Here is a 14,919-nt window from a genome sequence, read left to right as displayed (position 1 = left end):
ACACAGAAGTTAAGCCCTCTAGCGCCGATGGTACTGCGAAAGCGGGAGAGTAGGTCGCCGCCAGTTTTTTTTAATCCTCAATCATTTACTTGATTGAGGATTTTTTTTGGTATAAACTTGCCGAAAACCTCAAGATCAAACCACTCAAACTAAACCATAAACTTGGGAACAACGTTAAACGGCTGCATAAAGGATAATATTAACCGACAATTATAAATATCAAACCGCCAAGTTATCAGTTCCTCATAAAGCAATCAAGAATTTTTGTTACGATACCTTTTCATATTTTAGACTTATCAGCTCCATTAGCCAATAAGAACTGCAATCTGTTTTCAACTTATTTAATAGCAGCAGATCCTCATTAAATCCGAATCAGGTGGGTGTTTCCAAGTTTTAAGATGAAATAATTAGGTTAAAAACAATCTCATAATTGGGATTGAACCCTGAAGTGAATGTCTTTGGTGATTGTTTTATGAAATAAAGAGCTTGGACGCTTATATAATAAATAGTAACTGAATCAAAACCTGCTCAGAATTCCCCAATGAATTTTAGTATCCCCAAACTTTACAGCATTTCCGAATTCGTTTCCATTCGAAATCTGAAAACTCATTAAACCAATCGGTAAAAAGAAATTGAATCCCAAACCAAAACTGTATAATTTGGGCTTAAGAGAAAGGCTTTTATTATTTAGCTCACCATACTGTCCGAAAACATCAAAAAACGCTTGATTTCCTACCAAATAACGGTATTCAGCAGTTCCGAAATAGTAAAAATCTGCCAGCAGCGCATTCTCGTTGAATCCACGGAAAGAATTCCAGCCGCCAAAACGGAGTAATTCATTTGAAGCCAGTTCATTTTTTGAATTCATTAAAGCCGTTTCAGCCTTCAGATTCAGATAATTATTACCGGAGATATAGAAATTTCTTTCTCCTGAAAAGTAGAAGTTATTTTGGCTGACATTATTGTTTTCTTTAGAATAGTTGGTGGCAACGTAATCAGCTTCGGCGCGGATTCTTGTTTTATAAAGAAAGAGTTCCACATCGGATGGTTCAGTGAAATCATACCAAACCCCAATTCCTTTTTTGCTGTAATCTTTTCCCTGAACATATAGAGAATCCATCACTGCAGAAGTTTCGAAAGTGCCGCGAAGTCCCAGTTTCTGGCGGTTGCTTAAATGCAGGTACACACTTGGAAGAAATTTAACATTTGCAAAAACAGAATCCTGCCGGTAAATATTCACATTCACATTCGTCCCGATGTTAGAGCTGAAAAGGTAAGGGATATCGATTTTCAGATCAAAAGTTTGACCCTTGTCCGGGTTTCTTTGCCAGAAAATATTCACCGTTTCAAAACCGTTAAACATGTTCCTGAAATTCACATTCAGGCTTCCGTTAAAAGAAAATTTATCAGCTTTATCATTTCCAAAACCGATAATTCCGTCGAAAGTATTTGATTTTTTCTTCTGCAGAAAAAGAAATACATGTGTAGAATCTTTCGTGAAAAGAGTTTGGGGAGGTTTGTCGAGTAAAATAAAAGGATGATTCTGCAAAGACTGGTTAAGTTGAATTAAGTTTTTATCATCACAATTTTTTCCCTTAAACTCTTTTTCAATATTTTTAATAAACCGTTTGGGCACTTTTTCGTAACCTTTGATCACAAAGCCGTCAATCATTCTGCGGTTTCCTTTGATAACGGAAATTTCAACCTTTGGGACGTTGTTTTCAATGCCTAAAAATTTTGCTTTTACACGGTTAAAAGCAAAACCCTGGTTACGGAAGTTTTCGCTGATTGCTTTTTTAAGAGAATCAAGGTTTTTGGTAAAGAATTCTTTTTTTAATTTAGCGTTTTCAGCAATTTCGTCGGAGGTTTTTACAATAGCCTGATTAAAGTTTTTTCCTTTATCAAAAAAAATTTGGGTTATATTACCTTCTTTTTTTACATCCGTCAGTTGAGTTAAATAATAATTATTCTGAGAAAGAGAATCGAGAAATTTTGTTGCAGCAACTGAATCTTTAACCAATGTTTTATGATTAGTCTCAACATCAACCATCCAAAATTGCTTTTCCTGTGCTTTGATAAAAACACAGAGAAAAATGAGAAATATGGACGGGAATTTTTTCAATAATGAAGTTTGACAATTTGAACTCAATTTACGGAAGTTTATTATATTTCAAACTTATATTTTTAAAAAGAAGCAACTTTAATTCTGACCTTTTTAATTTCAGATTCACTGGTGTAATTACCCTTTTCTTGGGGTATAGGAATTATTTCTTTACCTTTACCATCATAAAAATTTCTGGATTTATCCTAGTTTTTTAATAAGATTCATGAAGAAAGTAGGTTTGTTTTTCGGGAGTTTCAATCCCATTCACATCGGTCATTTAATTTTGGCGAACTATATTCTGGAAAACTCGGATATGGAAGAGCTGTGGTTCGTCGTGAGTCCGCAAAATCCGTTTAAAGAAAAAAAATCTTTGCTGAAAGATCACAACCGGCTTGATATGGTGCAGCTTGCTGTAAAGAATTATCCGAAAATGCGAGCTTCCAATGTAGAGTTTTCTTTACCGCGACCGAGTTATACAATCGACACGTTAACCTACCTTCAGGAAAAATATCCGGCTAATTCTTTTGCTTTGATAATGGGCGAAGATAATCTGGATGGGCTTTCCAAATGGAAAAATTCAGAAGCACTGATTAAGAACCACCAGATTATTGTATATCCAAGAACTTTCGAGGGAGAAAAGAAAGATCACGAGTATTTGCAGCATGAGAATATTTCGCTGATCAGTGCACCGGTTATCGAACTTTCTGCAACAGAAATCAGAAATATGATTAAAGCCGGTAAAAATGTAAGACCGATGTTGCCGCCTGAAGTTTTTGAATATCTGGATGGAAGTAATTTTTATAAATAGAATAAAAAGAGTAGAGTAAATGAACAGTATCGAAAAATATTTTGCAAAATACCCCGAAGAAAAACTGGTCAAATGGTTTAAACAAATATGTCTGGCAGAGGCGGTTTCCTGGTTTTTTCTTTTTACCGCAATGATCTGGATCCGTTATGACCGGGAAGGACTTTTGCCTACAATCTATATTATTATCATCGGTAATATTCACGGACTATTTTTTACACTTTATCTTCTGCTGCTGATGTCGGCGAGAAAAATATATAACTGGGATGATGAAGACAGCGTTTTTGCGCTAGTTTCCGCTTTCTTTCCATTCGCAACGATTTGGATTGATAAAAAACTTGCCCGCTTCGACAGAGAATAATCTTTTTTAACACCAAATTATTAAAAAGAGCAGAAATTTCTGCTCTTTTTTTGTTTTTAATGTAACAAAGAGGTGAGTTTTGTTGTCTATTATAGTAGAACTTAAATTTAAGATGAAATTATTATAGCTGATAATCAGCAAGTTGAACATTTAATTAATATTTATTTACTACTTTGTATTGCATATTACTAAATAATTCACATATCTTTGCATTGTAATACTACTAAATAAAACTAATAACTATAAAGAAAGAAGGAATCAAAAAACTAATAATTCGCTGATAACCATTTTACAAACTAATAACCGCGGTTCCTTCTTTCCTTTTTTAAAAAAAACAAAACCATGAAAAAACTACTGATCTCTCTGTCGCTGCTTACCGGAATTGTTGCCTTTGGGCAGGGTACCAAGAACGACAGTACAAAAGTTCAAAACATTCAGGAAGTTCTGATGACCAAAAAAGTCTTCAAAAAAGAAAGTGACCGTTTCGTATATGATATTTCAAACGCTCCTGTTGCAAAGGGAAGTACGACTTTTGATATTCTTAAGCAGACACCGCTAATTTCCACCACTGATGAAAGTACGTTGAAAATTGCAGGTAAAAATAATGCAGTTATTTATATTGACGGAAGAAAGTCGAATATGGATGCACAGTCTTTAGCTCAGTTTCTTAAAAATACTCCGGCAGAAAATATTCAGAAAATCGAAGTGATTACGATGCCGGGAAGTGAATTTCAGGTGGAAGCTTCTGACGGCATCATCAATATTGTAATGAAGAAAAAAATGACCAACGGTCTTAACGGAAATATGAGAATGGCGAGTTCAGCTAATATTTATAGCACCAATTCCTCAAGTTTTTCCGCAAATTACAGAAAGGATAAATTAGGCATCTCGGCGAATGTCACAGGCAGCGAAAACATACAGCCTCAGAGTTATGTTTTGCGTAACGGCAACAGCAAAGCTACTAATGAATCTGTCGGTGATATTGTAGATCCAAACAAAAATCTCGGTGGCTATCTGAATATTGATTATCAGTTAACCGAAAAATCAAATATGGCGCTCTCATGGAATACCTGGGCGAATAAAAGTTATAATTCTACCGTTGATCTTTTTAATACGATCAGAACGCTGAATAATGACAATGTATGGGAAACAAAGTACAGCCGTTCTAAAAACAAAGAAGATGCGCGTTCTTACAACAATAATTTGAATCTTAATTATGAACTCAAAACTGACAGTTTAGGAAGTAAGTTAAATTTAAACGCTGCTTATTTAAATTTTAAAAGATTTCAGAGTACTGATAATGAAACATTGCAGAGTTCCGCAAATGGTATTGATGGAGAACGACTGCAGTTCGTGACTCAGAATCTTCCGCAGCTGATCAATAATTTTTCCGGAATGGCAGATTATATCCAGAAATTTAAAAATGATCTTACCGTTTCGGTAGGTGGGAATTACAACAAAACAAAAACAGACAACGATACTAAAAGCGAAACCACCAATTATTTTTATAATGCGAACGGAAGCTTGAATCATGAAAAACAATTATCTGCGCCAAACCATTTCTTATACGATGAAAATATTTACGGCCTGTATGTTACCGTTGAGAAAAAATTCTCAGATAAATTTTCCGGAAAAGCCGGGACGCGCTACGAAATGACCAAAAGCACAGGTACTTCGGACAACGCACAGGATATAAGTTTGCGGAAAATTGAAAGAAATTACAGCAATGTACTTCCTTACATAAGCCTGAACTATGCAATTAACGATAAAAACAATATTTCCTACGCTTTTTCAAGCCGAATGAGAAGACCGAGTTTCTGGGAAATTAATCCGGTTAAAAATATTCTTACCGAAAACAATTACGTGCAGAATAATCCATTCGTAAAAGCTTCGTCATCTTATAATCAGGAGCTTACTTATATGTTTAAAAATTCATATTTCCTTATTCTGAATCATTCGTTGGAGAAAGATATTATCACACAGGTTCCGTTACAGGGGATTCCTGTTCACGCTGACGGAAGCGTTGGAGAACAGAACCAGCTGCGGTATATCAGAACCAATTTTGGAGACAAACAGGAAATGTCTGCCATGTTCGGAATTCAGAAGTCTTTCTTTAAACAGGCCTGGACGACCAATTTCAATATCGGTGTGCAGCATAACAGAAATAATGGCAGTTTGAGTGTAGATCCGACAACCGGAGATATTTTCCCGATGTATACCAACAATACCAACTCGACAAGTTTTGTAATCCAAACCAATAATAACATCAGGCTTGACAAGAAAAAAACATGGTTTGCAGGCGTCAACTTCTTTTACGTTGACCAACAGCAAATCGAACTGGGAATGCTCAAAAATCTTTCAAGTCTGGATTTGAGCCTGAAAAAAATCTGGAACGACTGGACCTTTACCGTAAACGTAAATGATATCTTGAAAACCAATGTTGTAGAAATTGAAGATTACCAGGCAAACGGAAATTACAACTATGTGCAAAATAACATGTACAGACAGAGTGTTGGCGCAAGTATCGTTTATAACTTCGGAAACCAGAAGGTAAAAAAAGTGAGAAACATCGAGAATGCTTCTGACGAAATAAAATCGAGAACAAAATAAATTTTTTCTAAACTCAATTATATTTTTCAAAGAAAATCCCCGGAAATTTCCGGGGATTTTCATTTTTTAGTCTGTTTATTTTGCTTTAGGCAAAAATACTTCTGCAAGCATACATCTTGCGCTTCCGCCGCCGTTGGTTTCAATAGTATTTAAATCTGAATAAATGATTTCGCAGTATTTTTCGATGTTCCAGATTTGGTCAGAAGTCAATGATTTATAAGCCGTTTTACTCATTACCAAAAACTTTTTGCCTTCAGTATTCTGTACCTGAAGCATATTTCCTGCAAACTGCTGCAGCTGGTCTTCCGAAATTTCTATAATCTGTTTTCCGCTTGATTTGATTACTTCCTGAACTTTTTCCCGCTCAAGTTCATCATCGATACAGTCCAGACAAATAACCACAAACTGATCGGCAACGCACATCATCACATTGGTGTGATATATCGGCAGTCTTTGGCCGCCGGCATTTTGGTAGGAATGGAAAACCACAGGTATAAAGCCGTATTTTGTACAGAAATTTCTGAAAAGTTCCTCGTCCAGACGAAGTGATACTGAGCCGTAAGCAATTTTGTTGTCATGATCGAAAATCATACTTCCGGTGCCTTCCAGGAATTTATTTTCGTCCTCAAAATGGGAAAGATCATCCGTTTTAGTGATTTCAAAACCTTTGTTTTTAAGCGTTTCCAAAATATCCTCTCGGCGTTCAACTCTTCTGTTCGGCGCAAACATGGGATACAGAGCCACTTTTCCGTCTTTATGAAAACTCACCCAGTTGTTGGGAAAAATCGAATCCGGAGAATGGGGAACCAGCGTGTCCTTTATGGTAATTACATTAATTCCTTTATTGCGAAGTTTTTCCACAAAACTGTTGAATTCTTCCAGTGCTTTTTCCTGAATGCCAGTGTTTTTCTGTTCTATCTGAAAATAATTATTCTCGGCGGTTTGTGCATTGTATCCGAAAGCGATCGGCTCAATCATTAAAACGGTGTCTGTTGTCTGCATTTTTCTTTAATTGTAACAAAAATAATTAATTCCCCGGATTAAAGAAATGTTCCTGATAAATATCTGTTTTAAATAGCTTCTTTCTTAAATCTTTATGGAACAATTTTTATCAAGAAAGCAAATTCAAAGATCTGAACCGAAAATTTTGCTAAAACTACAGCATTACATTTTACTTTCCGGAAGCTTAAAATTCATTTTAAATAAACTGATTTTTATTTATGGTACTGAATATTAGTTTGTTATAAAATATGTAATCTCACAACAGGTTTTTATTTTCTCAATTTGAGACATAAATTATATTTTACTATATTTATCATTGCTTAAATAAAGATTTTATGTTGAAAAAAATTATCATGGTTATGGTTCTTACTGTAACATATTTCCATGGAAATGCGCAGAACGCTACTGTTCCGGTATATTTGGACGAATCTAAAACTGTAGAACAGAGAATAGAAGATGCTTTATCTAAAATGACTCTTGAAGAAAAAGTGGCGATGCTTCATGCACAGTCTAAATTCAGTTCTCCGGGTGTTCCGCGGTTAGGAATTCCTGAATTCTGGGCAACAGATGGTCCGCACGGCGTTCGTCCGGAAGTGCTTTGGGATGAGTGGGATCAGGCCGGCTGGACAAATGATTCGATTGTCGCTTATCCGGCTTTAACAGCTTTGGCAGCAACTTGGAATAAAAAGATGTCCTGGAACTACGGAAAAGCATTGGGCGAAGAAGCGCGTTACAGGAAAAAAGATATTCTTTTAGGTCCTGGAGTTAATATTTACCGTACTCCTTTAAATGGAAGAAATTTCGAATATATGGGAGAAGATCCGTTTCTGGCTTCGAAAATGGTTGTTCCATATATTAAGGGAGTGCAGTCGAACGGTGTTGCAACCAGCGTAAAACATTTTGCATTGAACAATCAGGAAATGTTCCGTCACACCAGCAATGTGATTGTAGATGACCGTGCGCTGTATGAAATTTATCTGCCTGCTTTTAAAGCAGCCGTAACCGAAGGCGATTCCTGGACAATCATGGGAGCTTACGATCTTTATAAAAATCAGTTCGCCAGTCAGAATCAATATTTACTGAATGATATCCTCAAAGGAGAATGGGGTTACAAAGGAGTGGTAGTTTCCGACTGGGGCGCGGTTACAAGCACTGAACAGGCGATCTTTAACGGACTGGACATGGAGTTCGGATCATGGACCAACGGACTTTCCGAAGGAACCAGCAACGCTTATGATAATTATTATTTGGCATATCCTTATTTAAAACTTATTAAATCAGGAAAAGTTGGAACTAAAGAATTAGATGATAAGGTCAGAAGGATTCTCCGTCTGGCTTTCAATACCACGATGAACCGCAACAAACCTTTTGGCAGCATTGCCTCGGCAGAACACAAAGCGGTTGCAAAACAGGTTGGTGAAGAAGGAATCGTGTTGCTTCAAAACCAGAAAAACACTTTGCCGATTGATATTAATAAAACAAAAACTATCGCGGTAATTGGCGAAAACGCAATTAAAATGATGACCGTGGGTGGAGGATCTTCGTCTTTGAAAGTGAAACATGAGACGCTTCCGCTGGAAGGAATTAAAGCAAGATTTGGTGATAAAGCTGATGTACAGTATGCAAGAGGATATGTAGGAGACGTAACCGGAGATTATAACGGTGTAAAAACCGGCCAGGACTTGAAAGATTCCCGTTCTGAAGCAGAACTGATTAATGAAGCGGTAGCTTTGGCGAAAAAATCAGACTTTGTAATCTTTGTTGGAGGATTGAATAAAAGTGATTTTCAGGACAGTGAAGGAAACGACAGAAAAAACATGGATTTGCCTTACAACCAGGATAAAGTAATTTCTGCACTGGCAAAAGCCAACAAAAATTTAGCGGTCGTTCTGATCACCGGAAATGCGGTCTCAATGCCGTGGGTAAAAGAGGTTCCGGCAATTTTGCAGGGTTGGTATTTAGGCTCTGAAGCGGGTAATTCTTTGGCTTCCATTTTAGCCGGGGACGCAAATCCTTCAGGAAAACTGCCATTCACTTTCCCGGTAAAACTGGAAGATAATTCTGCTCACCAATTGGGTGAATATCCCGGAAATAAGGAAGAATTAGCGGCAGGAAAAGGGAAAGATCAGAAAAACATCATTAATATCCGATACAACGAAGGAGTTTTCGTGGGTTACCGTTGGCACGATACCAAAAACATTAAACCTCAGTTCAGTTTCGGTCACGGTTTAAGTTATACCAGTTTTGAATTTGGAAAAGCCAAAGCTGACAGAACTTCAATGGGACAAAATGATCAAATTTCCTTTACTGTTTCTGTAAAAAATACCGGTAAAAAAGCTGGGGCAGAAGTTGCGCAGCTTTATATCAGAGACGTGAAATCCTCTGTAGAAAGACCTGCAAAAGAACTGAAAGGTTTCGAAAAAGTGTTTCTGAATCCAGGCGAGCAGAAAGAAGTTACGTTTACCATAGACAAAACTGCCTTAAGTTATTTTGATGCCCAAAAGCATGATTGGGTTGCAGAACCCGGCGAGTTCGAAGCGCTGATCGGAAATTCTTCCGACGCCATTAAAACGAAGGTGACTTTCACTTTAAATTAAATTTCATTAAAAGAAAATGGCTGTCAAACGGACAGCCATTTTCTTTTTGATATTTTTGAATTATTCTCTTACCAAAGGCAAAGTCGAGCATCTCAAAAGTCCGCCCATTTTGGAAATCTCACGGTACGGAATCTCTTCAACCGTCATTCCCCATTCATTCCTGAGGTGATTGTTCATTCTGGTGAAAGAAGAATCCGAAACAACGATGTCGTTGGAGATGGAGAAAATATTGGGATTCATTTCGAACATTTCCTGCTGCGTCACATGGAAGCAGTTTTCTTCCCCGAAAATATCAATCAGAAGCCTGTAATCGCTTTCATCTACGAAACCGTCCTTATAAATAATACATTTGTCTTCGCCCACAGGGTTGAAAGTACAGTCAAGATGCAGAATTCCTTTAAAAGGATCGGTGTCATTTTTTTTAAGTTCAAGATCGATAATCCGCTTTTTCGGGAAATATTCTTTTAAAATTTCGATTGCGTATTCGTTGGTTCTTGCTGTTTTAAAATTGCGGTAATCCTCAGAAAAACAGGTGCCGATGAAGAGGAAATCATTCCATACAATTACGTCTCCGCCTTCGATGTGGGCAGTATCCGGAAGATTAATGATTTTTTTCCAGCCTACTCTTGCGAAAATTTTACGGTAAGCATCCTGCTCGTCATAACGGTCCTGAATGATATTTGAAATAATCATTTTATCCTCAATAACAAAAGCGACGTCTCGCGCAAAAACCTGGTTGTAATTCTCAATAAGATGCGGTCGGTATACTTCAACGCCATGCTTTTTCAGGACTTTTTCGAATGCGGTCATCTCATCAATGATGTCTTTTTCCTGCGGGTATGTTCCGTTTTGAATTGAATGGTATGACTTTGCATCGTAGCTGTCTTCCAGAGAATGCGCCGGTCCCATTGAATTGGGCATTCCGAGTACGACAGATTTAAGTTTTGAAGTTTCGTTGGTAATATTGAGATTCATAAAAATTAGTGATTGAAACAAATTTAAACAAAGGAATTGAGGTGAAGAAATTTTTAATAATAATAGAAGATAAGGCACTTCTCTTATGAAGATTGGCTAACCTAAACTGAAGGCGTTCATGTCGGCAGTTATGATTGTTCATCTTTAACTTTGCCGGAAAATTTCAATCAAATAGAAGGATATCATTAAAATGTTATAATTGTTGTTAATTTTTAGTTAAAATTGAAACAATGCATTTTAATCTGATACTGATTTGGATTAAATTTGGTGCTGTAAGTACTAATAAATTTTTTTAATAATTTATGGAAATGAAGAATAGCTTAAAAAAACTAATTCCCTATGCGCTTGTAGGTGTAATTTCCGGAGCAACGACTTTCGGAGCAATTAATTATTTTGACGGAGGAAACAGAGACTCAGAGTTTTCCTATTTCGCTCCTAAAAATACCGATGCAAAATATGCATCATTCAATATGGCCGGCGTTGGTGACGATTTTGTGAAAGCCGCAAAAATGACGGTACCCGCTGTAGTAAGTATCAAGAATTATTCAAACAGAACTTCCAACAGAAGCGAGCAGGATATGTTCGATCTGTTTTTCGGAAACCCTTTCGGCGGACAGCCAAAACAACAGCAACAGCAGCCACCAAAAGATATGCCTTCGGGGATGGGTTCAGGAGTTATTATTTCGCCGGACGGTTACATTATTTCCAATAACCACGTAATTGCCGGAGCTACTAAACTGGAAGTCGTTCTTTCCAACAAGAAATCTTATATCGCAAATCTTGTAGGAACAGATCCAACTACGGATATCGCTCTTTTGAAAATTGAGGAAAAAGGTTTGCCTTATCTGAATTTCGCCAATTCAGATAATGTGGAAGTTGGACAGTGGGTATTGGCCGTTGGAAACCCGATGGGCTTAAACTCTACTGTTACTGCAGGTATTGTTTCCGCTAAAGGTAGAAGTATCGATCTTTTAAGTCAGCAATCCAGAACACCGATTGAAAATTTCATCCAGACGGATGCGGCAATTAATCCGGGAAATTCCGGTGGTGCATTGGTAAATCCTAACGGAGAACTTATCGGAATTAACTCTGCGATCTCTTCAAAAACCGGCTATTACGAAGGTTACGGATTTGCAGTTCCTTCCAATCTGGCCAGAAAAGTGGTGGAAGATATTAAGAAATTCGGTTTGGTACAGAGAGGATTTTTAGGTGTTGTGCCTTTAGATTTGTCTGACCAGAGACAGGTTGCCGCTTATAACCAGCAGAAGAAAACCAATATAAAATCCGGGGACGGAGTTTATTTGATTGAGGTTGCTGAAAAAGGCGGGGCAGAAGACGCAGGATTAAAAACCGGCGATATTGTAACTAAAGTTGACAATACTGTCGTATCAAGTTATTATGACCTTTCCTTTGCGGTGGGAAGTAAGAGACCTGGCGATAAAGTTGCAGTCACATATCTGAGAAACGGAAAATCAAATACCGTAAACGTTACCCTTAAAGATCAGAAAGGTGGAACTTCTTTCCGAAGCAAAGCGGACCTTACGGTAACCGAAAAAATCGGGGCTGAATTTGAACCGCTTAGCGAACGTTTCAAAACAGATTACGGATTAACAAGCGGAGTAATTGCTAAGAATGTTGCGGACGGCAGCGAAATGGCCAAAATCGGAGTGGTAGATAATTATATCGTGATTGAAGTGAATGGCAAACCGGTAAATTCCCAAAAGGATGTTGAAAAAATCCTTCAGGGATACAGCGGAAATGTACAGGTGAAATATGTCGACGAATACGGCAGAATTACAACAAGAGGCTTTAAAATGCCTTAATAAAAATGAAAAGATAAAAAAGTCATTCAGGATTTCTGAATGACTTTTTTTCTGCCAAAATTTCACATTCCTTTAACAGAGAATGACAGATTTTCAGATTACTTTTGTTGGCACTCTTTTAGAGAAAATACGGCTATACATTAATAATTTAAACCAAAAAAATATGTCAGTAAATTTCAAACCATTAGCAGACCGAGTTCTTATTGAACCAAACGCTGCAGAAACTACCACTGCATCAGGAATCATCATTCCGGACACCGCAAAAGAAAAGCCACAGGAAGGAACAGTAGTCGCTGTCGGAAACGGAAAAACAGACGAACCAATGACAGTAAAAGTTGGTGACAAAGTTCTTTATGGCAAATACGCCGGAACCGAATTGAAATTAGACGGTAAAGATTATCTTATCGTAAAAGAAAACGACCTGTTCGGAATTATCGGATAGCAATTAGCAATCTGCATTCAGCAATCTGTTTTGATTGTTGGATTTTTTAATTAAAATACTTATTAAAACCGCTGAAAGCAAAATGCCGACAGCAGAAAGCAAAAATATTATGGCAAAAGAAATAAAATTCGATATTGAATCAAGAGACGCTCTGAAAAGAGGAGTGGATGCATTGGCTAATGCAGTAAAAGTAACCTTGGGACCAAAAGGCAGAAACGTAGTAATCGAAAAATCTTTCGGTGCACCTCACGTTACCAAAGACGGAGTTTCCGTTGCAAAAGAAATTGAACTGGAAGACCGTGTAGAAAACATGGGAGCTCAGATGGTGAAAGAAGTTGCTTCTAAAACCAATGATATCGCAGGAGATGGTACTACTACCGCTACTGTTCTTGCACAGGCTATCGTACGTGAAGGTTTGAAAAACGTTGCTGCAGGAGCAAACCCAATGGATCTGAAAAGAGGAATCGACAAAGCGGTGATCGCTGTTGTTGAAAACCTTAAAACTCAGTCTCAGGCAGTTGGTGATTCATCGGAAAAAATCAAGCAGGTTGCATCGATCTCAGCAAACAACGATGATACTATCGGAACTTTGATTGCTGAAGCATTCGGGAAAGTAGGTAAAGAAGGAGTAATTACTGTTGAAGAGGCTAAAGGAACAGATACTACTGTAGATGTTGTGGAAGGAATGCAGTTTGACAGAGGTTACCAGTCTCCGTATTTCGTTACCAATCCTGAAAAAATGGTTGCTGAATTAGAGAATCCTTATATCCTTTTGGTAGAGAAAAAAATCTCTTCAATGAAAGAACTGTTACCGGTTCTTGAGCCGGTTGCACAGGCAGGGAAATCTTTATTGATTATCTCCGAAGAAGTTGAAGGTGAAGCTTTGGCTACTTTGGTAGTAAATAAATTAAGAGGTTCACTTAAAATTGCTGCTGTAAAAGCTCCAGGATTCGGAGACAGAAGAAAAGCAATGCTCGAAGATATCGCAATCTTGACAGGAGGTCAGGTGATTTCTGAAGAAAGAGGTTTCACGATGGAAAATGCTACTTTGGAAATGCTTGGAACAGCTGAGAAAATTGTGATCGATAAAGACAATACAACCATCGTAAACGGTGCAGGAGACGAAGCGCAGATCAAAGGAAGAGTTTCCCAGATCAAAGCGCAGATGGAATCTTCAACTTCCGATTACGACAAAGAAAAACTACAGGAAAGACTTGCTAAATTGGCAGGTGGAGTTGCCGTACTGTATGTAGGAGCAGCATCCGAAGTAGAAATGAAAGAGAAAAAAGACCGTGTGGATGATGCTTTACACGCAACCAGAGCTGCGGTGGAAGAAGGTATCGTTCCCGGAGGTGGTGTTGCTTTGGTAAGAGCAATCGCTGCATTAGATCTGGAAGGTGCAAACCAGGATGAGTCTACAGGGATCAAAATCGTGAAAAGAGCGATTGAAGAGCCGTTGAGACAGATCGTTGCCAACGCAGGTGGTGAAGGTTCAGTAATCGTTGCGAAAGTTTCAGAAGGAAACGGCGATTTCGGATTCAATGCGAAGACTGACGAATATGTAAACATGTATGAAGCAGGAATTATCGATCCTACGAAAGTGGTTCGTGTAGCATTGGAAAACGCAGCATCCGTTTCAGGAATGTTGCTGACTACAGAATGTGTAATCACCGAAGTGAAAAGCGCAGAACCAGCTATGCCAATGGGCGGCGGTATGCCGGGAATGATGTAAAATAAAAACCCAATCCTTCAACGTTTTTAAAACCTTGAAGGATTATGGAAAGATCAAATCCGCTCAGAGTTTTCTGAGCGGTTTTTTTGTGGATTTGATTTAAGTTGTGTGTTGCAATCCGCCCGCTAATTTAACAAACCAAGCTTTTTAAAACATGTGCATTCCAGTGTCTGACGGCGTAATTTGGTTTCTTAATGGCGTTAATGTTCTAACCGCCGCTGCCGCATTCTATCGTATAAAACAAGTAAAATCTCATTTTTTTAAGCGGCATACTTTCTCAAATTAACATATGGTTCCTGTCTGTTGATAACTGCGAAAACCCTCGCCAGAAGCTTATTTCAGATGTTGTTTAGAACTAGCATCTTATTTTTGCCCTCGCCAACCTTTCTTTGAAAATATTCTTTCAGTTCAATATCGTATTTATTAGCGCTTAATGCACACATATTCAACAGACTTTTGAGTTTTTTA

Annotated in this window: 10 protein-coding genes; 7 read left to right on the top strand and 3 right to left on the bottom strand. The window is 37.8% G+C overall.

The window, feature by feature from the left end:
* Positions 1 to 517: 517 nt before the first annotated feature.
* Positions 518 to 2,122, bottom strand: a complete 1,605-nt coding sequence (locus KSK37_RS13815; protein ID WP_217202104.1) for a BamA/TamA family outer membrane protein — start codon at positions 2,120 to 2,122, stop codon at positions 518 to 520.
* 205 nt (positions 2,123 to 2,327) lie between these two features.
* On the opposite strand from KSK37_RS13815, the gene nadD reads away from it, so the two are divergent.
* The 3 genes from nadD to KSK37_RS13800 all read left to right on the top strand — a co-directional run bounded on the left by nadD (position 2,328) and on the right by KSK37_RS13800 (position 5,880).
* On the top strand, positions 2,328 to 2,912 hold the full coding sequence (gene nadD, locus KSK37_RS13810) for a nicotinate (nicotinamide) nucleotide adenylyltransferase (protein ID WP_217202103.1): 585 nt from the start codon (positions 2,328 to 2,330) through the stop codon (positions 2,910 to 2,912).
* Between the two features lie 19 nt (positions 2,913 to 2,931).
* Positions 2,932 to 3,270 (top strand): DUF3817 domain-containing protein, encoded by a 339-nt coding sequence (locus KSK37_RS13805; RefSeq protein ID WP_217202102.1) that lies wholly within the window; start codon positions 2,932 to 2,934, stop codon positions 3,268 to 3,270.
* Positions 3,271 to 3,612: 342 nt separating this feature from the next.
* Complete coding sequence (locus tag KSK37_RS13800) at positions 3,613 to 5,880, top strand: outer membrane beta-barrel family protein (protein WP_217202101.1); 2,268 nt, start codon at positions 3,613 to 3,615, stop codon at positions 5,878 to 5,880.
* Positions 5,881 to 5,955: 75 nt separating this feature from the next.
* Here KSK37_RS13800 and ctlX read toward each other — a convergent pair whose 3' ends face one another.
* Entirely contained in the window at positions 5,956 to 6,882 is a 927-nt protein-coding gene (gene ctlX / locus KSK37_RS13795) for a citrulline utilization hydrolase CtlX (protein WP_217202100.1), read from the bottom strand.
* 335 nt (positions 6,883 to 7,217) lie between these two features.
* On the opposite strand from ctlX, the gene KSK37_RS13790 reads away from it, so the two are divergent.
* Positions 7,218 to 9,479 (top strand): glycoside hydrolase family 3 C-terminal domain-containing protein, encoded by a 2,262-nt coding sequence (locus KSK37_RS13790; protein ID WP_217202099.1) that lies wholly within the window; start codon positions 7,218 to 7,220, stop codon positions 9,477 to 9,479.
* A 60-nt stretch (positions 9,480 to 9,539) separates the two neighbouring features.
* Here the strand turns inward: KSK37_RS13790 and KSK37_RS13785 are convergent, their stop codons facing one another.
* Positions 9,540 to 10,454: a dimethylarginine dimethylaminohydrolase family protein gene (locus KSK37_RS13785; RefSeq protein WP_217202098.1), complete on the bottom strand. Its 915-nt coding sequence runs from the start codon at positions 10,452 to 10,454 to the stop codon at positions 9,540 to 9,542.
* A gap of 308 nt (positions 10,455 to 10,762) precedes the next feature.
* Here KSK37_RS13785 and KSK37_RS13780 point away from each other — a divergent pair, with 308 nt between their 5' ends.
* From KSK37_RS13780 to groL, 3 genes are all read left to right on the top strand, one after another.
* Positions 10,763 to 12,277 (top strand): trypsin-like peptidase domain-containing protein, encoded by a 1,515-nt coding sequence (locus KSK37_RS13780; protein ID WP_217202097.1) that lies wholly within the window; start codon positions 10,763 to 10,765, stop codon positions 12,275 to 12,277.
* A 163-nt stretch (positions 12,278 to 12,440) separates the two neighbouring features.
* Positions 12,441 to 12,719: a co-chaperone GroES gene (locus KSK37_RS13775; protein ID WP_088359897.1), complete on the top strand. Its 279-nt coding sequence runs from the start codon at positions 12,441 to 12,443 to the stop codon at positions 12,717 to 12,719.
* A gap of 109 nt (positions 12,720 to 12,828) precedes the next feature.
* Positions 12,829 to 14,451 carry a chaperonin GroEL gene (groL, locus tag KSK37_RS13770; protein ID WP_217202105.1) on the top strand — a complete coding sequence of 541 codons (1,623 nt, stop codon included), beginning with the start codon at positions 12,829 to 12,831 and terminating at the stop codon, positions 14,449 to 14,451.
* Positions 14,452 to 14,919: the final 468 nt, after the last annotated feature.

The sequence above is a fragment of the Kaistella soli genome, assembly GCF_019038595.1.
Taxonomy (GTDB): domain Bacteria; phylum Bacteroidota; class Bacteroidia; order Flavobacteriales; family Weeksellaceae; genus Kaistella; species Kaistella soli.
This window is presented reverse-complemented; position numbering and strand designations above follow the sequence as displayed.